The following is a 21,280-nucleotide window of genomic DNA, read 5'->3' on the forward strand; positions in this document are numbered from 1 at the left end:
ATGCCAGCCAAACCCAAGTACGAAGACCTCAAACTCGCCGCGTTCCAGCTTCGGACCGACGTCCCCTGGGAGCGCCGCTTGTACCTGCTGCGCTTCCCCGAGCCCTGGAAGAAACCACTGACCACCCTCGCCAAGGCACGCCGGAACGGCGAGGAAATTCGCTCGATCCCGATCACGCTGCTCAACGACGTCATCGCGGCCCTGGTACCCGACGTCATCACAGTCGCTACGCGCGCGACGATCGGAGAGAACGCGCCGTGGATCTACAGCGATGTCGAGGTGAACACCGAGTCGCTGTTCGCCATCATCGCGACCTGGATCCGCGCCACGGCAACGGACCCGGCAAAGGCCGAAGCGATCCTGGGCAGACTGCACCAATCCGATCTTGTCTGGACTCCCTTGGATGTCGACTTCACCACGTTGACCTCAGACAGTGCAGACGAGATCCAGTCTGACGAGCTCTACCGCCTCCTGCCCCACGTCATCGCTGCGGAACTGAGCGCACCGGGACTCCAGCATGTGCACCTGATGCCGAAGAATCCCGACGCGGATCCTGCGGACGACGACCCGGCGGCCGTCGAGCAGGTGATCTCGCAGTTCCACCGGACGCCCGCCGAACAGGGCGCGTGCGTGATGAACTGGCCACCGCACCGTATGCCCCACCGACCTCTGTCCTACATGATCAATATTACGGCTCAAAGCCGGGCATTCAACTCGCAACCGCTGGTACACATCTCTGTGGGGACGCGCAGGTGGGCGCATAAGGAAGCCAAGCTGAGCTTCAACCAAGGGCACAGCGTCTACATGCTGCCTTCCCTGCCGTGGCTGCCGGGGCTGAACCAGTCACGCAGCTTCCTCGTGGCATCGATCGAGTCCTGGAAGAAAGACGCGCCGAACACCGATCAGGGCTTTGAGTACTCAGCCCGATGGTCAGGCGGAAAGATCGGGAAAATCCTCCGGGAACTCGGACTCTCCGAGAAGCTTCCCGACCCCGAGGTGCTCAAGGGCAAGCCCACCGCGTATCTGGGAGCGCCCGACGCCGCGGCGCTCGTCTTCCGCAACGGCATGTACTCCTTCGACCACCCAGTCGCCCCAGGGACGTCCCTCGCGGACAAGGTCCCGCTCGTCGAATGGGTCACCAACACCCTTGCCGATCGACTGGTTCCCGTTGAGAACCTGCGCAAGGGATCCCAAGTCTTCCTGGACTCCAAGAAGCTCAAGGAGTCCAAGTTCGCCGCCTCGGAGGCAGCCCAACTGCGAAAGGCCATCGCGGACACCGTCGGCGAGACGCTGGGCGTCGACATCTTCTACGACACCACTCACACCAAGAACTACGCCCGTGCCACCCTTGCCAAGCTGCTCGGCATCGAGGTACCCGAGGACACTGACCGCCTCACTGGAAAACCCGAAACCATCATCACGGACGAACTCACCATCCTGGCTACCGTGCGCCCGGTCGGCGCATGGGGCGGCGGACTGGCCGGCGACGACACGACGATCACCAACAAAGACCGCTTCCAAGCGGCCGTCAATAGTCGTATCGACAAGATCGGCGATGAGCTCGGAAACGCAGAAGTGCCAACCATCTCGCTCGTCGAGATCAAGGGCAAGAAGTCGTACACCGGCAAACAGCGAACTTCCGACCCAAAGTTTGCGATCAAGGTCGGCCTGTCCCGGACCGGCCGACTGTCCCAATGCGTCACCGAAGCCCCAGAACCGGTCGCGGTCGAAGACAATCAAGAAACAACCGCATCCGACTCCAGTCTGGAGAAGATGCGTTTCAGTTGGTATGACCTCCTGCGCCAACTGGGAGTCCGCACCACCGACCTCCCCGTCCGACCGGAAGGAACCAGCGTCCGCGAGGCACCCGCTTACCTCGCGTTCTGGCTGGTCCGCCAGAACCAGCGCAGTCGTTGGGAAGGCATCACGCGCCAGGTTCCCGTCGCCGTCCTCATCGACCCGACCGGACGGCATGTTCAGGCTTGCGCGCCCAACGTCCGGTGGACACCCCTGCACCGCGCACAGCACGAGATCAGTCGGCATCACATGCTCACGGACCAGAAGCGGACCCCCGAAGAGATCACCCGCTTCTTCGAGCAGGTCCTTCGCAGCGTCGCCCGCCAGTACCCGTCGCTGCTGTTGCTGACCAGCGCCCAGAACCTCAGGTGGGGTTGGCCGCACCTCAACAACCCCGACATGGCTATCGACACGATCAAGTTCGGCCAACAACCCCAAGACATCACCCGCTACCCCGGTCTCCGGCACGTCCGTCTGCGCACGACCGAACGCCACGAGGTACCCGACACGTGGGCCGCCAACAGCAAGGAGGAAGGCCACTCCGCCGGCTACTGGATCGCTGAGGGTCGCATCTTCTTCAGCACCGGCGAAAAGCCCCGCACGGCCAGCAACGCCGTCAAGAGCGCATCAAAGGTCGTACCCCGATGGCGAAAAGGGGAACTCGTCAACCCATCAACCAAATCAATGGTGTGGAACGCCCGTGCACTCGAGTTCACCGTCGCAGCAATCCAGCCCGGCGACGTCCCGGAAGACTGGGCTGCACTCGTGCACGATCTCCGCTGGGCCACCCCGCACTACGACTACTCCATCGCGCTACCGTGGCCACTCGCAGTCGCCAAGCAACTCGCTCAATACATCATGCCCCTCGACCTCCTCGACGACGTGGACGAGATCGAGGCAGACATCTCATCACCGGTCGACGACGGGAACTAGGCGCCGCCCGTGTTGGCGGAGCTATACACGCCGATCTCCGCCAACTCGACATTCATCAGCCTGAATTAGCGACGGACCCAAGGAGCTTTCTTGCCCACTTGCCCCTTCTGCGGCTTCACCGGCAAGCTGACCGCCGAGCATGTCTTTGGGAACTGGCTGTCGCGGATCGGCCTGGACCTGGAACCAATTGCGCACGGCGCTGGGCCGCTGAATCGCGTAGGGCAGGACCTGGGTGTGCGTCCGCCGTTCCGCCAGACGGTGCGCGTCTGTGGCGGCTGTAACAACGGCTGGATGAGTCGCCTCGAGGCGGTCGCCGCGCGGGTCCTGACACCCTTCATCCTGGGTGAAGCGGGGCAGATCGCGGCCGAAGACGCGGGAGCCGTCGCGGCATGGGTCCAGAAGACAGCGCTCACGGCCATGCTCGTTTCGTCCGAGACCCAGCGCAGCGCAGGCTATGGGCTCCCGCAATCGGAGTACCGTGGGCTGTCTAACGCCAGAAACGACATGCAACCGCTTCCGGCCAGTCAGTTCTGGGTCGGGCGGTACACCGGAGAGAGCCGGTTCGCCTCGACGTGGGTCACGCCGTTGACGGTGACGGCCAGTGAGTTGCCTGAGCCCGACCGGCCGCAGGGTTACGCGATGACCCTCGTGCTGGGGCAACTGTTGCTGCACGGCGTGCGGTTCACGACGCCAAGCCTGCAAGTCGAGGTGACCACCAGGCAGGAGCTGCCGCAGTTGTGGCCACCTGCGGAACGAGTCGCGTGGTCCAGCGGGATGCCCGTAGACGATGCGGCCTTCCTCAGCTTCGCCGCAGGCAAAGACCTTCGTTCGATGGAGCAGCATATCGAGGTACGGCCGTTGAAGCCCGCGACGGAACTTCCTGAAAGCAGGACTGTTGACGGCATGGTGGAGCTGCCGACCGCCTGCGGCAAGCACGTCGTGTACTACCCCGCCGGCCTGGTTGACGAGGCGCTGCGCGGCAGGTTCTACGCATTCGGGACAGCCTGTGAGTGTGGCACGGCCTACCTCGTCCAGACCGAGCCTGATGGCGCTCACTGCAGGGCAGCGAACTCGGTGGATGTCATCTCCGAGTTGTACGAGAGCTTGCCTGGAAAGGAAGTTGTGCTTGAGGACCAACACGGCATGTTCCCCTGCAAGCAACTACCGGAACCCTCAGAGCACTGATGTGAAAGTGAAACAGAGATACTCACGGTCGTGGTCATCCGCAATCCGACGGCGGCTTCGGCCGGGGTACCCCCGAGTTCCCGGATCGAGCAAGTTCCCCTGGTCCATCAGGCTAGCGGCGTCTGCACGTTTCCTGCCGATGTCTCGCGCACTGTCGGGGGTCGGCGCTACCGTGACGGTATGAGCAAGGACGGTCTGACGCGACTGGTCGTGTCGCTTATGGTGTCCGGCGGGGTGGCCGCCGTGGATGCCGCGCATCCTGCCGATGCTCATGCTGCTGTGCTCCGCGCGGTCCGTCTGCCAGGTGGCGAGATGCTCTCCCGCGTCTTCGGCACGGAGGTGCGTACAGCGCCAGACCCCAGCGTCGGGCTGCGCGTCCTCGGCCTGACCCAGGCCCTTTGGAGGGCAGTCGGCCGCGGTTGGCTTGAGCCCCGCGACGGAGGCGGGCAAGCGCTACTCGTGCTGTCGGACACCGCTGCAAAGGACCTCGCAGCGGAGCTCAGCCAACTCGACCGATCCCAAGGCTGCGCGCTGCGTCAGGCTGGTGACGCCTGGGCAAGGGACTCCACCTGCCTGAAGAACTCGGTCAGCGCCTTCGCGTCCCCCGCGTCCGTGTAGCTGGTTAGCCTGCGGATGCTTCGCCAAGGGCTGCCCGGCTTCTGCCACTCGGCGGTTACCTGTACCCGTCCGGCGTGACGTCCACGCGCCACTTCGATCGCCTGGACGCGGTAGCGTCGGCGCCTCGCAGGAATCTTGGTGGGTGGCCAGGTGCCGACCCACTCGCCGAGCAGTTCTGTCCCCGATACACGTCGCCAGTCAACGTATTGCAGCCCGTTCAGCTTGCGGAGCGCGGAGCGTGCTGTGTCTGGCCGCCTGGCAGGTTCCACCCGCACCAGTGAACTGACAAACCTCCTCACGTTGGGCGGCACATGCGGCGGGAATGTGTACCATCGGTCGGTCATCGCGCGCTTTCCCGCGGCAAGGCGAGCGTCAACCTCGGAAAACTGGATCTGCTCGTACGGGAACCTGCCGGCGAGCATCTCGATCGTCGTAACGCCGATCGAGTAAAGATCAGATCTGAGAGTCACGTGCCCAGTGGACTTGGCCTCGGGGGCGAGGTACAAGGGCGTGCCCCCGTAATCCGGCGCCGTGCCAGTGCGTGGATCGATTTTGCCAGCCGAGCCTAGGTCGGCGAGGACTGCATTCTCCCGTGACTGATCGAGAAGGACATTGCCGGGCTTCACGTCCCTGTGCACATACGCGCGATCCTGGTGCAGGTACTCCAGGGCGTCCAGCACCTGGCCGCAGATCCTCATCGCGTCGGCCACGCCGAATCCGTGCCCGTCCATGAGCGCGTCGTAGACGCTCCCTCCTGGGTAGTAGTCGCAGATGAAGGTCACGGCGTCCAGACCACGGAACTGGGGGTCGGGTTCCCACTGGGCGTCCCATACCTCGATCAGATGCTTGTGCCGGGCCTCCTTCAACAGGTGCGGCTCGCGGGCCACCCCATCAGGCACGCTGAGGAGGGAGATCGTTTTCTGTACGACGTCACGATCGAAGATGTCGTGCCTCGCAAGCCGGCAGACGCCAACGTTGCCCTCCCCGATTGTTTGAAGGATCTCGTAGGTGGGCCGTTGAAGGAGGTCTCCGACGATGGGCATATCTCACTCTCCGACGATTTCTGCGCGTGCCGCCACAGCGGCGAGATCCCGCTTCTTCGTCCAGTATTTCCCTACCGGGGTATCGAAGACGCTGGCCACGTGGTCGGCGACCGCGCCCTTGCGGGGGAGGCCCAGCCGGGAGCGGAGCGTCGCGCGGGCGAGCCGAACGCAAGTCACCCCGGCGTCTACTGCGCAAGATGCCAACAGCGCCTCGGCGGTAAACCGAGTCCGCATGTCCGCAACCTTCGGTACCCGCCCGCCCGGTTCCATGTCCAGGATCACGACCCGATTGGGTGACAGTGCCGTCAGCGCGTGGACGCACTCGTCCCGGAACGCCACGATGGCGTACCCGGCGTCGGGGCCGTCGCGCAACTCAAGGCAAGTGGGCTCAGTCTCTAACACACCGTTGTCGTCGACCAGGCAGAGCCACAGCTTGCCGCCCGCCGCGTTCACGCCGAGAACTCTCAAATCTACGTACTCGCCCCTCGTCAGTGCCGGATCCGCAGGGCACCAGGGTAAGCGCCCAGACCGACGGGGCCTTGAAGACCTCATCCTTCAGCTCCGCGTAGGTAGTATCGCGGGCTGTCGCCGCGCTCACCGGCTCGGCGGATCGGGACCTGGTCGTCGCTGGTCGGGCAGTCGGTGTTCAGCTCACGATCGTGGCCGTCCGTGGGTGTCGCGAGTGGGGATGCCGCGTTCGCGGAGTTTGGTCAGCACGGTGGTGTGGTCGACGCCCAGGTGTTCGCCGACTCGCGCGAGTGACCAGCCGAGGTTGTACAGGTGGATCGCGTCGTCGACCTGCTCGGGGGAGAGTCCACGGCGGCGCATCGGCACGTCGTGTCGCTTGAGGATATTGCTGACGGTGCGCCGTTCGATGCCGAACCGGGTACCCAGCTCGTACACGGTTGCTCCGGCTTGGTACCCAGCGATGAGGTCCTTGACCTGGTCGGCGTCGAGTTGCCGTGCACGACCTGGTTTCGGCCGGTTTGCGGGCGGCGGAGCGGGCGTGGACGGGTCCGGGAGCTTCTGGAGCAGGGTCTCCAGGGCTTCTACCTGGGGTTTTGTGTTGTAGTAAGTTCCCCCAAGGTCCACCACGAGATGTCTCGGGACATCGAAACAAGCCGAACCCTCAGCGGGGTTCGGCTTTTTTGCGTTTGGGGCGACCGGTAGGGGAGATGTCTAGTTGGCGGACAGGTGTTCTGTGCCCGTGCCCTCTTGAGTAAGGCGGCGAGTCGGCAATTCTAGCGCTAGAATATCGCCATGTCTCCGGGGCTGACCGATGGGGAACTGACGGTGCTCGGCCTGCTTGCCGAGCACCCGCGGCACGGGTATGAGCTGGAGAAGGTCATCGAGCGACGCGGAATGCGTGCGTGGATCGCGCTCGGCTTCTCTTCCATTTACTACGTGCTCGACAAACTGGCCAAACGAGGATTGATCGAAGCGACCGGTGCTCCGTCGTCCGTGAAGTCGCGCGTGACCTTCCAGGTGACAGCACGTGGCCGGGAACTGTGTGCCTCGGCCACGCAGGACGCCCTTGCGACGCTGACGCCGATGCGCGCGCGTGTCCTGATCGGGATGGCGAACAGTCCGGGCTTGCCGGACGCGGACGTGGTGGCCGGGTTGACCCAGCGCCGCGAAGCGGTGCGACAGCAGCTGACCGAGGTCCGCGAGACCCGTGCCAAGCAGGAACCTTTGCCCTCGGTTGCCTCCGCGATCTTCGACTACAGCGAGGCCATGCTGGCCGCTGATGCCGACTGGACCGAAACCACACTGAACGCGCTTATGCAGGAGGTCGCCGTGGACAAGTACGACGTCAAAAAGACCCACAGAGCGCTTTACTCGCCGCCGTCGAAGGAGTTCACCGTCGTCGACGTCCCCGAGTTCCAGTACATCGCGGTAGATGGCAGCGGCGATCCGAATACGTCAGCCGAGTACGCGAACGCTGTCGCAGCCCTGTACGGGGTGGCGTACACGCTGAAGTTCGCTAGTAAGAAGACGCTGGGCCGGGACTTCGTCGTCGCCCCGCTGGAAGGGCTGTGGCGGGCGGATGACCCCACCGTGTTCACCACCCGCGACAAGGACAGCTGGGGTTGGACCATGATGATCAGCCAGCCGAGCTGGATCACCGAAGACATGGTCATGGCCGCCGTCGACGACGTTGCGAAGAAGAAGGACAACCCCGCCCTGGCGGATATTCGGCTGCGCACTCTTATCGAAAGAACGTGCGTGCAGATCCTGCACATCGGCTCCTACGACGACGAGGCCCCGGTCCTGGATCGCCTGCACAACCAGTACATGCCAGAACACGGTCTCACCTTCAACGGCGATCATCACGAGATCTACCTCAGCGACCCACGGAAAACCGCGCCCGCCAAGCTCAAAACGGTGTTGAGACAACCCGTCAAGCCCGGGTAGCGCGCTGCTCGCCCGGCCTCGGGGTGGACACCGGCCGGATCGCGAGCCCAGGACCTTCGACCATGCGAGCGCCATAGCGCGACCTGGCTCCCGCTCTCCGTTCCGCATCGAACTGTCGCGACGGTGACGTTCGTTGTGTGTCCGCGGACAACGACCGCGTCCCTCCGCGGGCCCGACTATGGGTGCCGCAAGGAGGTTCGAGGATGAAACTTCAGGGGCCACTGGTCACGTTGTTCGCGGTCGCGGTGATCGCGGTGACATTGTTCGCGGTGAACGAGTCGCAAGCGCCGAATCGTGCCGCCGAGCAGGGGGCGCCGCTGACGGAGGCGGGCGCGACCACAACCGCGACCGCGCCACCGACCACCGCGTCCGCCGCACCGTCGACCACCACGGCGCGACAAGCCGACAGCGCCTTCCCCGACGAAGCCGTGTACGTCGGACGCTCCCAGACCGGCGGCATCGCCGTCGCGGTCGCGGTGTCCGGCACAAAGGCTGCGGGGTACCTCTGCGACGGCGAGAACGTCGAGTGGTGGCTGGAAGGCACGGTTTCCGGCGACACGGTGACGTTGCGCGGACCGGACGGCACCCGGCTGACCGGACAGCTCGCCGACTACGCCGTGAGCGGCGAGATCACGGCGCCCGGCAAGCGGTGGCAGTACTCGACGCAGCTCGCCAACGAGCCCGCCGGGCTGTATCAGGGCACCGCCACCGTCAACGGCAAGCAGAACGATATCGGCTGGATCGTGCTCCCCGACGGCAGCCAGGTCGGCGTGCGCACCGTGTCCGGACAGTCCAGCCCGGCTCCGGCGCTGTCGGTGGCGCAGGGCGGCGCGCGGGTCGACGGCGCGTTCGTCGGCGCGGAACGGATCGACGGTGACAGCGACGTTCTAGCCTCGCGCTTTCACGCTGGTTCGGCCCGCGGGCTGTGTCGATCATGAAGAAAGGTGCTCTGAGCTGCAAGAATATGACTTGCTGAGGGTCATGTTCGAGCGAGTTCAGGAGCACCTTTCTGGTGGGTAAGTCTACTGGTCCGTACCCGTCGTTGTCGGTCGATACCGCCGGAAGTGGGGTCGTGTCGCAGGCCGGGGCGGTGATCCTGCTGCGAACCGCCGAGAAGGCCGGTCTTGCTGCGGCGCTGTCGGCGGCGTTGGCGCCGTGGCGCAAGCCGTTGGCCACACATGATCCGGGCAAGGTCGTGCTCGATCTCGCGGTGTCGGTGGCGCTGGGCGGTGACTGCCTGGCCGATATCGCTCTGCTGCGCGAGCAGCCAGCGGTGTTCGGCCGGGTGGCGTCGGATCCGACCGTGTCCCGGCTGATCTCCTGCCTGGCCGCCGACGCCGGCAAGGCCCTGTCGGCGATCGGCCGGGCCCGCGTGGCAGCGCGGAAGACGGCGTGGGGCCACGCCGGCAAGCGCGCCCCGATCACGGCATCGACGCCGAGCACCCGCTGGTCATCGACCTGGACGCGACGTTGGTGACCGCGCATTCGGAGAAGGAGAACGCGGCCCCGACCTATAAGAAGAGCTTCGGGTTCCATCCCCTGCTCGGGTTCGTCGACCACGGCGACGACGGGACCGGGGAGCCGCTGGGCTGGCTGCTGCGCCGGGAAACGCCGGAGCGAACACCGCCGCTGACCACATCACGGTGGTGGCCGAATGCCTGCGCCAGTTGCCGTTCACCGCCCGGGGTGGCCGGGTCGGGCGCAAGGTGCTGATTCGCGCCGACGGTGCCGGCGGCACCCACGACTTCGTCGACTACCTGACCAAACAGAAGCTGTCCTACTCTCTCGGATTCGGGCTCTCCGACGACATCGTCGCCCGCATCGGCACCATTCCCGCGCACGTGTGGACACCGGCCTACGACTCCGACGGCGACCCGCGCGACGGGGCGTGGGTCGCCGACGCCACCGGTGTGCTGGACCTGTCCGGCTGGCCCGAGGGCATGCGTGTGGTCGTCCGCAAGGAACGGCCGCATCCCGGCGCGCAGCTGCGGTTCACCGACGTCGACGGACTCCGGCTGACCGCCTTCATCACCAACACCGCCCGCGGGCAGCTGGCCGACCTCGAGCTGCGGCACCGCCGCCGCGCCCGCTGCGAGGACCGCATCCGGATCTGTAAGGACACCGGCCTGTCGAACCTGCCGCTGCATGACTTCGCGCAGAACCAGATCTGGCTGGCCATCGTCGCGCTCGCCGTCGAGCTCACCGCCTGGATGCAGCTGCTCGCGCTGGCCGACCACCCCGCCCGCCGATGGGAACCCAAACGCCTGCGGCTGCGGCTGTTCTCCATCGCCGGCCGCATCGCCCGTCACGCCCGCCGCACACGCCTACGGCTGTCCGCGCACGCACCCTGGGCCGATCTGATACAGACCGCGCTCGCCCGGCTCGCCGCACCACCCGCACCGCCCTGATCAGCGACAACCCGCCCCGACGAGACGAAACACCACCCGGGCCCGTGGAACCCGGCAGGCCGCCCCGACTGACCACGGGCCACTGCAGCTCGCCACCGACCGAAAAGGAGGCCAACAACACCACCGCCCAGCGCAGTCAGGCCGACACCTCAAACGCGAGAAAGATCGAGGCTAGGTGCCAGGTAATTCAGGAACGCGAGGAGCGAGTGATGACTGCCCAGCAACCCCACGCCTCGGCGTCGGACGTCGTCAAGATCGGCGTTCCGGTCGCGATCGGGGCCGCCGTCGCGATCGCCATCGGCGTCTACGGTCGCCTGCACGATCCCACCGGCTTCTCCGTCAACATCGCCGGGTTCGGCAGCCCGCTTGGCCCGAAGACGTGGCTCACCACGGTCGCGTTCGTGCTGGCGCTGGTGCAGGTCGGTTCGGCACTGGTGATGTACGGCAAGGTCCGCGTCGCCGCTCCGCCGTGGATCGGCACGCTGCACCGCTGGTCCGGACGTCTTGCCGTGCTCGCGGCGGTGCCGGTAGCGGTGCACTGCCTGTACGCCCTCGGCCTGCAGACCACGACGCCGCGTGTGTTGATGCATTCGCTGCTCGGCACCTTCTTCTTCGGCGCGTTTGTCACCAAGATGCTGCTGCTCACCCGCAGGGGCCTGCCGGGATGGCTGTTGCCGGTCGTCGGCGGCCTGGTGTTCGCGGCGTTGGTCGGGTTGTGGCTGACCTCGGCGCTGTGGGTGTTCACGACCATCGGAATTCCGGCGTAGCCGGGCGACATCGAAAGGAAGTCAATCATGAGTGAGGACATGGGACACCCATCGCGGCGAGCGGTCATCCTGGGTGCGGGTGCCGTGGGCGCGGGTGCGCTGGTGGCGGGCTGCACGACGTACGGCAAGACACCGGACGCGGCTGCGCCAGCGGCCGAGGGCACGGCGGCCGAGGGCACGGCTGCCGGGGACGCTCCGGCGACCGGGGGCGCTCCGGCGACCGGGGGCGCAGCTGCCGAGTCCGGCGGCGGTGGCGCGGCACTGGCTAACGTGTCGGACGTGCCGGTCGGTGGTGGACGAGTGTTCGCCGACCAGGAAGTCGTTGTAACCCAACCTAGCGCGGGGACGATCCGGGCGTTCTCCTCGATCTGTACGCACCAGGGCTGCCCGGTGGCCAACGTCAGCGGCGGCACGATCAACTGCACGTGCCATGGCAGCAAGTTCCGTGTCGCTGACGGCTCCGTGGCGGGCGGGCCCGCGCCGGAGCCGCTGCCGGAACGTGGCGTCGTCGTCGAGGGCGACCAGATCCGGCTGCGGTAGGGCCCGCCGTCCCGAAGTTGATCAGGTCTACTCGCGGTGTTGCGCGAGTATGTCCGGTTCACACGGTTCTCCGAACAACAACGCGAGTAGACGTGATCAACTAGCGCGTTCCCCGATCTGCCGCGCGACACCGCGGGCGAACGCGGCGTGCAGGCGATGCGCTAGCACCTCAGGACGGTTCGCGTCCCGCCAGCCCCATCGCACGATCTCGTACCCGGCGTCGAGGATTCGTTCCTCGCGACGTTTCTCCGCGCGGATGATTCGGCCGTCGTCCGACGTCCATCCGGCGCGTACTTGCCGATACCGTCGGCTTCGCCGACGACACCAAAGCGCTCCCAGAAGAAGTCGGCTCGGGCGATGGGGCCGTACGCGTCGCAGATGACGACTTGTGTGCGCGGCTCGGGTAGTCCCTGCTCGCGCATCGCTACCCGGGACAACGACTCCAGTACGGACTCCGACTTCGGGTCGGCGTGCTCGATGGCCCGATACGCTCCGCAGATGCCTGGCGTGGTGTAGCAGTCCCTCGCCAGGGTGTGGAGTTCCGGCAGTGTGGCAAGTTGTTGTCGTAACGCAGAATCGGCGAGAACGACTCCTTCCCGGAGTGTCAAGCTCCGGGCGAGGTCGATAACCGTGCGGGCGGCCGAGGTCAGTGCGACACCGTGCTTGGTCGTCCGATGATGCGGCGGCACGTCGGCGTAGCGCAGCACGTAGCCACGGCGACGTTGCCCCTTCGCTGGGTCGCTCGTGGCGATGACGACGTCATCGGGCGGCGGCGCCAGCGTGTCGAGTCCCAAGATCCGTGCGGCCGATGTCCCCGCGACGAGCGCGTCATGGTGACGCAGGGTTAGAAGCACCGCGGCCGCGTCGAGGGTATGTCTCCGTTCCGGAGTATCGGCGGCGGCCAGGACGGCGCGTGGCACGTACACGCCACGACGCAACGTCGTCCAGTCGCCGTCCTGGAGACGTCTGCGGATCGTGGCAGGGCTGACTCCCGCTGCGAGCGCGTCCGCGCGAGTAAAGGGTGCTTCGCCGATTGTCCCCATGGAGGCACCGTAGTGACGGCCACTGACGGTTTATGACCCTTCACTCCTAGTTGATCACGTCTACTCGCGGTGTTGTTCGGAAAACCGTGTGAATCGGACATTCTCGCGCAACAACGCGAGTAGACGTGATCAACTACGGCAACCCCGCCTCGCCCTTACGTCGTGAGTAGTGCCTCCACCTGGCTCGGCGCGAGTGCGTGGTCGATCACCATGAACGCCGCGCCGTAGACGCCCGCCTCGTCGCCGGAGTGGGACTGCACGATGCGCAGGTTCTGCGTCGCCAGCGGCAGCGAGCGCTGATAGACGGCCTCCCGCACCCCGGCGATCAGATGCTCGCCCGCCAACGACAGCGCGCCGCCGACCGCGAGCACCGATGGGTTGAACAGGCTGACCGCGGTCGCCAGTACCTCCCCGATGTCGCGGCCCGCCTGCCGGATGTGCTGCAGCGCGGGTACCGATCCGTTGCGGGCGAGCGAGACGACGTCGGCGCTGTTCGCGGCGGTCACCCCAGCCTCGGTCAGCTTCGCCGCGATCGCCGCCCCGCTGGCGACGGCCTCAAGACATCCGACGTTGCCGCAGCGGCAGACGACGTCGGTGTCGTGCGGTACCCGCACGTGTCCCATGTCGCCCGCCGCGCCCTGCGACCCCCGGTGCAGTTGGCCATAGCTGATGAGCCCGCTGCCGATGCCGGTCGCGACCTTCACGAAGATCATGTGCTCGTACTCCGACCAGTGGCTGCGGTACTCGCCGAGCGCCATGATGTTGACGTCGTTGTCCACCAACGTCACCGCGCCCAGTTCGCCGCGCATGAACGCCGGAACGTCGAAGCCGTCCCAGCCGGGCATGATCGGCGGGTTCGTCGGCTTGCCGGACAGGTGCTCGACGGGGCCGGGTAGTCCGATGCCGACGCCGAGCAGGTCGCATTCGTCCCGCCCGGCCTGGCTGAGCAGCACGCGGCCGCGTTCGCACACTTCCCGCAACACGACCTCAGGTCCGTCGGCGATATCGAGCACCTTGTCCTGCTCGACGAGTACCTCACCCGCCAGGTCGGTGACCGCGAGCTTGGCGTGCGTCGCGCCGATATCGGCCGCGAGTACCACCCTGGCCGCGGGGTTGAACGCGAACATCGTCGGCGGACGTCCACCAGTGGAGTTCGCTTTGTCGCTGAACTTCAGTAGACCTGAGCTGAGCAGGGTGTCGACGCGCTCGGCGACGGTCGAGCGTGCCAGGCCGGTCTCGGTGGACAGCTCAGCGCGGGTGCGTGGCCGCCCGTCGCGCAGGAGCTGAAACAGCGCCGCCGAGCCTGCCGGTGACAGCTCGCCCCGAGTCATGCAATCGCCTTCCTTCCCCTCAGCAGCAGGATCTGCTGGTTCAACACTAGAACATCGCTGGCTTCTCGCGGCCATCCTACGACCATTTGGACGTTAGTCGGTGAACTTTTGCTTGACTCTCATACAAAAGTGCGCCTATGGTTCACCACCATGGGTCCGAGGGAGATTCAGGTCACAGCCCCTGAGGGGCAGGAACCGCTGCTGCGGATGAGCGGCATCGTCAAGCACTTCCCTGGCGTGAAAGCGCTGGACGGCATCGACCTTGAGGTGCGAGCGGGCGACGTCCATTGCCTGCTCGGCCAGAACGGCGCTGGCAAGTCCACGCTGATCAAGGTGCTGTCCGGAGCACATCAGCCGGACGGCGGCACGATCCACTGGCAGGGCGAAGACATTCGCATCGTCAACCCGCAGGACGCGCTCGACCATGGCATCGCAACGATCTACCAGGAGCTTGACCTGGTCGACGGCCTGACCGTCGCGGAGAACATCTACCTCGGGCACGAGCGCGCGCGATGGGGAGTCGTCGCGCGGGCCGAGGCGAACCGCAGCACCGCTGAGCTGCTGCGCCGCCTCGGCCACCCCGAGATCACTCCTGACACCGAGGTCGGACGACTGTCCTCCGCTGGCAAGCAAGTCGTGAGCATGGCCCGCGCGCTGTCGCATGACGCGAAGCTGATCGTGATGGACGAGCCGTCCGCCGTGCTGGACCAGGAAGAGGTCGCCCGGCTGTTCGGCGTGATCTGTGAACTCGCGGCGCAGGGTGTCGCGATCGTTTACATTTCGCATCGGCTCGAGGAAATCCGCGAGATCGGCGACCGCGTCACCGTGCTCAAGGACGGGCGCACCGCCGCCACCGGCCTCGCGGCCGCCGAGACGCCGACGTCCGAGATCATCCGCCTGATGACCGGGCGGTCCATCGAGTACGTCTTCCCCGAGCGGCCGGTGCGGCAGTTGGGCGAGACCGTGCTCGAATTGTCCGGGCTGAGCAGGCCGGGGGAGTTCCACGACGTCTCGTTCACGGTGGCTGCCGGTGAAGTCGTCGGGCTCGCCGGGCTGGTTGGCTCCGGTCGCTCGGAGATCCTGGAGACGATCTACGGCGCGCGCAAGGCCAAGTCGGGCACGGTGACCGTCGCCGGACGTCGACTGCGCGCGGGTCGTGTCGGCGCCGCGGTGGCCGCTGGTGTTGGCCTGTGTCCCGAGGAGCGCAAGAGTCAGGCACTGGTGCTGCACGAGTCGGTGGCGCGCAACATCTCGCTCGCCAGCCTCGGCCGATTCGCCCGAGGGGGCTTCGTGAACCGCCGTGACGAGCGGCAAGCAGCGGACGAGCAGGTCCGCGCCCTTGACGTCCGACCCGCTGACGTGCAGCGCCACGTGCGCACGCTCTCCGGCGGCAACCAGCAGAAAGTCGTGCTCGCCCGCTGGCTGCTGCGGCAGTGCCGGGTGCTGCTGCTTGACGAGCCGACACGCGGCGTCGACGTCGGCGCGCGGTCGGAGATCTACGCGCTGGTCAGGGACCTCGCCGCCAGCGGCATCGCGGTCGTCGTGGTCTCCAGTGAGATCGAGGAGGTGATTGGGCTGTCCGACCGGGTCTTGGTGATCTCCGACGGCGCCCTCGTCCACGACAGTCCCGCCGAGGAGATCGACGAGCACCAGGTGCTCGACATGGTGATGGAAGGAGAGGCGGCATGACGACCGCGTCTGACGAGAGAGCGCACACGAACGCCGACGCGGCTGGCCGCGACACCCAGAGCCCGCTGCGCGGCGTGACCGCCCTGTTCTCCGGCCCCGCGGGACGCAACCTCGGCCTGGTGATCGCGCTGTTGCTGCTGTGCGTCGTCGGCCTCATCACCGCGGGCGACCGCTTCGTCAGCTTCGACAACATGATGACGATCCTGCGGCTCGCGGCGGTGTACGGCGTGGTCAGCGTCGGCATGACGTTCGTGATCACCGGCGGCGGTATCGACCTGTCCGTCGGCGCGATCGTGGCGTTGTCGTCGGTGTGGGCGTCGACCATCGCCACCCAGACGCTCGCGGAGGACACCCACTGGATCGTCATGGTGACGACGGCATTGCTGGTCGGCGCGGCCTGCGGACTCGTGAACGGAACGCTCATCGCCTACGGCAGAATGGCGCCGTTCATCGTGACGCTTGCGATGCTCGCCGGGGCGCGCGGCCTCGCCGAGATCATCGCGCAGAAGCGCACGCAGGTCGTCACGGTCAGTGAGTTCGTCGACGTCATTGGCGGCGAAGTGCTCGGCATCCCTGTGCTTGTGCTGATCTTCGCCGTGGTCGCCGTCGCGGGCTGGATTCTGCTCAACCGCACCACGTTCGGCCGCAGAACTCTCGCGGTCGGCGGTAACCCGGAGGCGGCACGGCTGGCAGGCATCAACGTCAAGCGCCACACGACGTTGCTGTACGTCCTCGTCGGTGTCGCATGTGGACTCGCGGCGGTGATGCTGCTGGCCCGCACCACGGCGGGGACGTCGACGCACGGCATGCTCCTCGAGCTCGACGCCATCGCCGCCGTCGTCATCGGCGGGACGCTGCTCTCCGGCGGTCGCGGCACCATCGTCGGCACGGTCTTCGGCGTGCTGATTTTCACCACGCTCACCAACGTCTTCACGCTCAACAACCTCGACACGTCCACCCAGGCCGTCGCCAAGGGCGCGATCATCGTCGTCGCCGTGCTGCTGCAGCAGCGCGTCGCGGCCCGCAACGGCTCCCCGCCCTAGCCCTGGTGGCCACGTTCCAGGAAGCCAGCCACGCCCTCGCAAGTAGAGCCCACCCAACCCCCACATCCAAGGAGAGAACCATGCCGCAACGCAGCAGACTCCTACGCACGACCGGCGCCGTCGCAGCCGTGGCCCTGCTCGCCACCGCCTGCACCGGCAACGACCCGGCGAGCCAGCAGGAGAACAGCGAGCCGAGGGCGGTCAGCTCGAATGACGACCCCGGCAAAGAAGTCGTGATCGGCTTCTCCGGTCCCGAGGCCGACCACGGGTGGCTGGCCGCGATCAACTCCACCGCCGAGGCGGAGGGCGAAAAGTACGAGGACGTCGAACTCCGCGTCGCCGAGGGCACCAACGACCCGAGCATGCAAATCAGCCACATCGAGACGTTCATCAACGACGGCGTGGACGCGATCGTGCTGCTGCCCACCGACGGTGCCGCGCTGACCAAGGTCGCGACGCAGGCGATGGAGGCCGGCATCCCGGTGGTCAACGTCGACCGCGAGTTCTCCAGCGAGTTCGCCGCCCGCACCACCATCCTCGGCGACAACTACGGGATGGGTGTCTCGGCTGGCACCTACGCGTGTCAGCTGGTCGACGAGAACGACCTCGGTGGCGACGCGGTGATCGCCGAGATCGCGGGTCTCGACTCGTTGCCGCTGACCCAGGACCGCTCGGACGGCTTCAAGGACGCACTGAAGGAATGCGACCAGGACGTCGACCACCGGGTCGCCGCGGAGTTCACTGTGGAGTCCGGTGAGCGGGTGGCCTCCAACCTGCTCCAGGCGGTGCCGGAGATCGACATCATCTGGAACCACGACGACGACCAGGGCGTCGGCGTCAAGGCCGCGTTCGACAACGCGAACCGCGACGAGTTCTTCTTCATCGGCGGCGCTGGCTCGGCCAACGCGATGCGCTGGATTCAGGAAGGCGAGATGGAAGCCACCGTGCTCTACCCGCCGACACAGGCAGCGGACGGCATCCGGCTCGCCCGGCTGCTCGCCCAGGACAAGGGCATGTCCGACCTGGTGCAGGTCGAGGTGCCGCGCCGGATCGTGCTGAACGCGCCCGTCGTGACCAAGGAGAACGTCGAGGAGTACCTCCCGCTCGGGTTCGAGTCCTAACCGCACCGCACCGACGAACCGCCCAGGGAGGGCTGATGACGCACGCGGACAGAGCGCCGATCGGGATCGGCATGATCGGCTACGCCTTCATGGGGATGGCGCATTCCCAAGGATGGCGCAACGCCAAGAGCTTCTTCGACCCGAAGCTCGAACCACGGCTGACCGCGCTCGGCGGGCGCGACCGCGCCAAGGCCGAGGAGATGGCACGCCGGTTCGATTGGCAGCACGTGGAAACCGACTGGCGCGCGTTGATCGCCAGGGACGACGTCGGCCTCGTCGACATCTGCACCCCCGGCGATACCCACGCGGAGATCGCGATCGCCGCGCTGGCGGCGGGCAAGCACGTGCTGTGCGAGAAACCGCTCGCCAACTCGGTCGAGGAAGCCGAGCGGATGGCGAAGGCCGCCGAGCAGGCGCGAGACGGTGGCATACGCGCCATGGTCGGTTTCACCTACCGCCGGGTGCCCGCCCTGGCGCTGGCCAGGCGGCTGGTGCGGGACGGCAGGATCGGCAGGCTGCGCCACGTCAGGGCGCAGTACCTGCAGGACTGGCTCACCGACCCTGCCGCGCCGTACTCCTGGCGGCTTGACGCCACGCGAGCGGGTTCCGGCGCGCTCGGCGACATTGGCGCCCACGTGATCGACCTGACCCAGTTCCTCACCGATGAGCACATCACAGGGGTCAGCGCCACCATGGACACCTTTGTCACCGAACGTCCGCTTGCGGACGGTGACGGCACCGGCCAGGTGACCGTCGACGACGCCTCGGTGTTCCTCGGCCGCTTCAGCGGCGGCGCGATGGCTACCTTCGAGGCCACCCGCTACGCCACCGGCCGCAAGAACGCCATTCGCATCGAGTTGAACGGCACAGCGGGCAGTCTGGCGTTCGACTTCGAGGATATGAACACGCTGCGGTTCTACGACGCCTCGACGTCGGCCGAGACGCAGGGCTTCACCCGGATTCTCGTGACCGAGCCGACGCACCCGTACCTGGGCGCGTGGTGGCCGCCGGGCCACCTGCTCGGCTACGAGCACGGGTTCTCCCACCAGGCCGCCGACCTGCTTACCGCCATCGCGGACGGCACCGACCCCGAGCCGTCGTTCGCGGACGGGCTGCGGGTGCAGCGGGTGGTCGCCGCGGTGCAGGCCAGTGCGGCGGCCGACAGCCGGTGGGTCGCCGTGGACCAGACGACAGCAGCAGGCACGACGAGGGAGGTGGCGTGATGGCACGACCGGTCACCCTGTTCACCGGGCAGTGGGCGGACCTGACGTTCGAGGAGGTCGCGAAGCTCGCCTCGGAGTGGGGCTACGACGGGCTGGAGATCGCCTGCTGGGGCAATCACCTGGACGTCTGGCGCGCGGTGGAGGACGATGCCTATCTCCAGTCGCGTGTGGACATCCTGGACAAGTACGGCCTTGGTGTGTGGGCGATTTCCAACCACCTCAAGGGCCAAGCGGTCTGCGACGATCCGATCGACGCGCGGCATCGCGCCATCCTGCCGGACCGGATCTGGGGCGACGGCGAGCCAGAGGGCGTGCGACGTCGTGCCGCCGAGGAGATGAAGCACACCGCGCGAGTCGCCGCGAAGCTCGGCGTGAACACGGTCGTCGGCTTCACTGGCTCGGCGATCTGGAAGTACGTGGCGATGTTCCCGCCGGTCCCCGCCGAGCTCGTCGAGGCCGGATACCAGGACTTCGCCGATCGGTGGAACCCGATCATGGACGTCTTCGAGGCGGAGGGCGTGCGATTCGCACTTGAGGTCCATCCCTCGGAGATCGCCTACGACTACTGGTCCACGGTCCGCACGCTGGACGCGATCGGGCGCAGGGAATCGTTCGGGCTGAACTGGGACCCCAGCCACATGGTGTGGCAGGACATCGACCCGGCCGGGTTCCTCGTCGACTTCGCCGACCGGATCTACCACGTCGACTGCAAGGACACCAAGCGCAACACCGGCAATGGTCGCAACGGCAGGCTCGGCTCCCACCTGCCGTGGGGTGACCCGAGGCGTGGCTGGGACTTCGTGTCCACGGGGCGCGGCGATGTGCCGTGGGAGGCGTGTTTCCGTGTGCTCAACGCTATCGGCTACGAGGGCCCGATCTCGATCGAGTGGGAGGACGCGGGCATGGACCGCCTGCGGGGTGCTCCCGAATCGCTGCGCTACGTGCGCGAGCAGTTGTTCGACCCACCTGACGCCGCGTTCGACGCGGCCTTCAGTTCTTAGTGTTCGGACCTGCAAGCAGTCCTCAGTTCTTGATGCTTCGGACCTGCAAGCAGTCCTCAGTTCTCCACAGTAGTAGAACGAAGGAGTAGAGAATCATGTGTTACGGATTCGATGGTGAGGGCGCGGTTCGTCGTTCCCTCGAGGAGAAGGGGCTCAACAGACGCCGCGCACTCCGTACCGCGCTGGGCGGGGCGGTCGGTGCCGGGTTGCTCGCCGCTGGGGTCGGCGCGCCGGCCGCGCAGGCCGTCACGAGGGGCGCCGGGCCGCACCGCGTACCACCGGGGCTGATCAGTATCCAGTTGTGGACAGTGCGCTCCGCCCTGTGGGGTGAGCCCGGCTTCGACGAGACACTCCGCATGCTCGCCGACATCGGCTACCCCAAGGTAGAGCAGGCACTCGGCTACTTCGGCCGTACCGCGCAGGAGCTGCGCGACTTCTACGACGACATCGGCATCTCGGCGACGTCAAGCCACGACGGCATCGCCGACTCCGAGCAGGCGCTGCACACCAAGATCGACAACGCGCTCACGCTGGGCCAGTCGTACATGGTGGTGCCGTACCTGAACTCGTCCGACAAGAGCGACTGGCAGCGGTGGGCCGAGCGGATGAACCACGAGGCCGAGGTGGCTCGCTCGGCTGGGCTGCGCTATGGCTACCACAACCACGCACACGAGTTCACGATCGATCTCGGTGGCGGCGTCACCCCGTGGCAGGTGTTGACGTCCGAACTGGACCCGAAGCTCGTGCACTTCGAGATCGACATCTACTGGGCGGTGCGTGGCGGCATCGAGAGTGGCGACGGGGCGAGCGACCCCGAGGGCTTCACCATCGACGTGATGCGGTCCGCGCCGCAGCGGGTGCTGCAGTACCACGTCAAGGACCGTCACGCCCACGACGGTGACATGGCCGACCTGGGCACCGGCCATATCGACTTCGGCCGCATCTTCCGCGCCCACCGGGTACGGGAGTACATCGTCGAGAACGACACCCCGGACGTGACCGTCCGCCAGACCGCTGAAGTCGGTTACTCCTACCTCCGCAAGCTGCGCTACTGACACCGGCGCCCGCGTACCTGGCGCGATCGCGGGCCGCTGATTCACCTCACTTGAAGCACCGATAACGG

The 21,280-nt window shown here is 66.6% G+C and carries 18 protein-coding genes and 1 pseudogene; 14 read left to right on the forward strand and 5 right to left on the reverse strand.

All coding sequences use genetic code 11. The features are described 5' to 3' along the window. The 3 genes from ACFQGD_RS09085 (at position 1) to ACFQGD_RS09095 (ending at position 4,533) form a co-directional block, all read left to right on the forward strand. Positions 1-2,730 (forward strand): RNaseH domain-containing protein, encoded by a 2,730-nt coding sequence (locus ACFQGD_RS09085; protein ID WP_345399292.1) that lies wholly within the window; start codon positions 1-3, stop codon positions 2,728-2,730. A gap of 90 nt (positions 2,731-2,820) precedes the next feature. Beyond that, entirely contained in the window at positions 2,821-3,915 is a 1,095-nt protein-coding gene (locus tag ACFQGD_RS09090) for a hypothetical protein (protein WP_345399295.1), read from the forward strand. A 180-nt stretch (positions 3,916-4,095) separates the two neighbouring features. After that, positions 4,096-4,533, forward strand: a complete 438-nt coding sequence (locus ACFQGD_RS09095; protein WP_345399298.1) for a hypothetical protein — start codon at positions 4,096-4,098, stop codon at positions 4,531-4,533. On the opposite strand, the gene ACFQGD_RS09100 is transcribed toward ACFQGD_RS09095, so the two are convergent. From ACFQGD_RS09100 to ACFQGD_RS09110, 3 genes are all read right to left on the reverse strand, one after another. Then, positions 4,452-5,576, reverse strand: a complete 1,125-nt coding sequence (locus ACFQGD_RS09100) for a serine/threonine-protein kinase (protein WP_345399301.1) — start codon at positions 5,574-5,576, stop codon at positions 4,452-4,454. The two genes, ACFQGD_RS09095 and ACFQGD_RS09100, sit on opposite strands and share 82 nt — an antisense overlap. 3 nt (positions 5,577-5,579) lie before the next feature. Further along, complete coding sequence (locus ACFQGD_RS09105) at positions 5,580-6,029, reverse strand: hypothetical protein (RefSeq protein WP_009151869.1); 450 nt, start codon at positions 6,027-6,029, stop codon at positions 5,580-5,582. 198 nt (positions 6,030-6,227) lie between these two features. Beyond that, positions 6,228-6,668 (reverse strand): hypothetical protein, encoded by a 441-nt coding sequence (locus ACFQGD_RS09110; RefSeq protein ID WP_009151870.1) that lies wholly within the window; start codon positions 6,666-6,668, stop codon positions 6,228-6,230. 168 nt (positions 6,669-6,836) lie between these two features. On the opposite strand from ACFQGD_RS09110, the gene ACFQGD_RS09115 reads away from it, so the two are divergent. From ACFQGD_RS09115 to ACFQGD_RS09135, 5 genes and pseudogenes are all read left to right on the forward strand, one after another. Continuing rightward, positions 6,837-7,991, forward strand: a complete 1,155-nt coding sequence (locus ACFQGD_RS09115) for a GyrI-like domain-containing protein (protein WP_345399308.1) — start codon at positions 6,837-6,839, stop codon at positions 7,989-7,991. A gap of 203 nt (positions 7,992-8,194) precedes the next feature. Further along, entirely contained in the window at positions 8,195-8,929 is a 735-nt protein-coding gene (locus tag ACFQGD_RS09120; protein WP_345399311.1) for a hypothetical protein, read from the forward strand. A 74-nt stretch (positions 8,930-9,003) separates the two neighbouring features. Next, a pseudogene (locus ACFQGD_RS09125) lies at positions 9,004-10,399 on the forward strand (IS1380 family transposase). 209 nt (positions 10,400-10,608) lie between these two features. Continuing rightward, positions 10,609-11,166 carry a DUF6529 family protein gene (locus ACFQGD_RS09130; RefSeq protein WP_345403232.1) on the forward strand — a complete coding sequence of 186 codons (558 nt, stop codon included), beginning with the start codon at positions 10,609-10,611 and terminating at the stop codon, positions 11,164-11,166. Positions 11,167-11,193: 27 nt separating this feature from the next. Next, positions 11,194-11,706 carry a Rieske (2Fe-2S) protein gene (locus ACFQGD_RS09135; RefSeq protein ID WP_345403235.1) on the forward strand — a complete coding sequence of 171 codons (513 nt, stop codon included), beginning with the start codon at positions 11,194-11,196 and terminating at the stop codon, positions 11,704-11,706. Positions 11,707-11,867: 161 nt separating this feature from the next. On the opposite strand, the gene ACFQGD_RS09140 is transcribed toward ACFQGD_RS09135, so the two are convergent. Both ACFQGD_RS09140 and ACFQGD_RS09145 read right to left on the reverse strand, forming a co-directional pair. After that, positions 11,868-12,749, reverse strand: a complete 882-nt coding sequence (locus tag ACFQGD_RS09140; RefSeq protein WP_345403238.1) for a type IV toxin-antitoxin system AbiEi family antitoxin domain-containing protein — start codon at positions 12,747-12,749, stop codon at positions 11,868-11,870. Between the two features lie 155 nt (positions 12,750-12,904). Continuing rightward, positions 12,905-14,080 carry an ROK family transcriptional regulator gene (locus ACFQGD_RS09145; protein ID WP_345403241.1) on the reverse strand — a complete coding sequence of 392 codons (1,176 nt, stop codon included), beginning with the start codon at positions 14,078-14,080 and terminating at the stop codon, positions 12,905-12,907. Positions 14,081-14,230: 150 nt separating this feature from the next. Here ACFQGD_RS09145 and ACFQGD_RS09150 point away from each other — a divergent pair, with 150 nt between their 5' ends. From ACFQGD_RS09150 to ACFQGD_RS09175, 6 genes are all read left to right on the forward strand, one after another. Beyond that, positions 14,231-15,769, forward strand: a complete 1,539-nt coding sequence (locus ACFQGD_RS09150) for a sugar ABC transporter ATP-binding protein (protein ID WP_345403245.1) — start codon at positions 14,231-14,233, stop codon at positions 15,767-15,769. Then, positions 15,766-16,812 (forward strand): ABC transporter permease, encoded by a 1,047-nt coding sequence (locus ACFQGD_RS09155; RefSeq protein WP_345403248.1) that lies wholly within the window; start codon positions 15,766-15,768, stop codon positions 16,810-16,812. The genes ACFQGD_RS09150 and ACFQGD_RS09155 overlap by 4 nt, the downstream gene beginning before the upstream one ends. Before the next feature lie 80 nt (positions 16,813-16,892). Continuing rightward, complete coding sequence (locus ACFQGD_RS09160; protein WP_345403251.1) at positions 16,893-17,933, forward strand: substrate-binding domain-containing protein; 1,041 nt, start codon at positions 16,893-16,895, stop codon at positions 17,931-17,933. Positions 17,934-17,968: 35 nt separating this feature from the next. After that, the gene (locus ACFQGD_RS09165; RefSeq protein ID WP_345403254.1) at positions 17,969-19,156 is read left to right on the forward strand and encodes a Gfo/Idh/MocA family protein; all 1,188 of its coding nucleotides are present in this window, start codon (positions 17,969-17,971) and stop codon (positions 19,154-19,156) included. Next, positions 19,156-20,157, forward strand: coding sequence for a sugar phosphate isomerase/epimerase family protein (locus ACFQGD_RS09170; protein WP_345403257.1), 1,002 nt, complete (start codon positions 19,156-19,158; stop codon positions 20,155-20,157). The genes ACFQGD_RS09165 and ACFQGD_RS09170 overlap by 1 nt, the downstream gene beginning before the upstream one ends. A gap of 95 nt (positions 20,158-20,252) precedes the next feature. Then, complete coding sequence (locus ACFQGD_RS09175; RefSeq protein ID WP_345403260.1) at positions 20,253-21,212, forward strand: sugar phosphate isomerase/epimerase family protein; 960 nt, start codon at positions 20,253-20,255, stop codon at positions 21,210-21,212. The last annotated feature ends 68 nt before the right edge of the window (positions 21,213-21,280 follow it).

It is taken from the genome of Haloechinothrix salitolerans (genome assembly GCF_042662605.1).
GTDB lineage: Bacteria > Actinomycetota > Actinomycetes > Mycobacteriales > Pseudonocardiaceae > Haloechinothrix_A > Haloechinothrix_A salitolerans.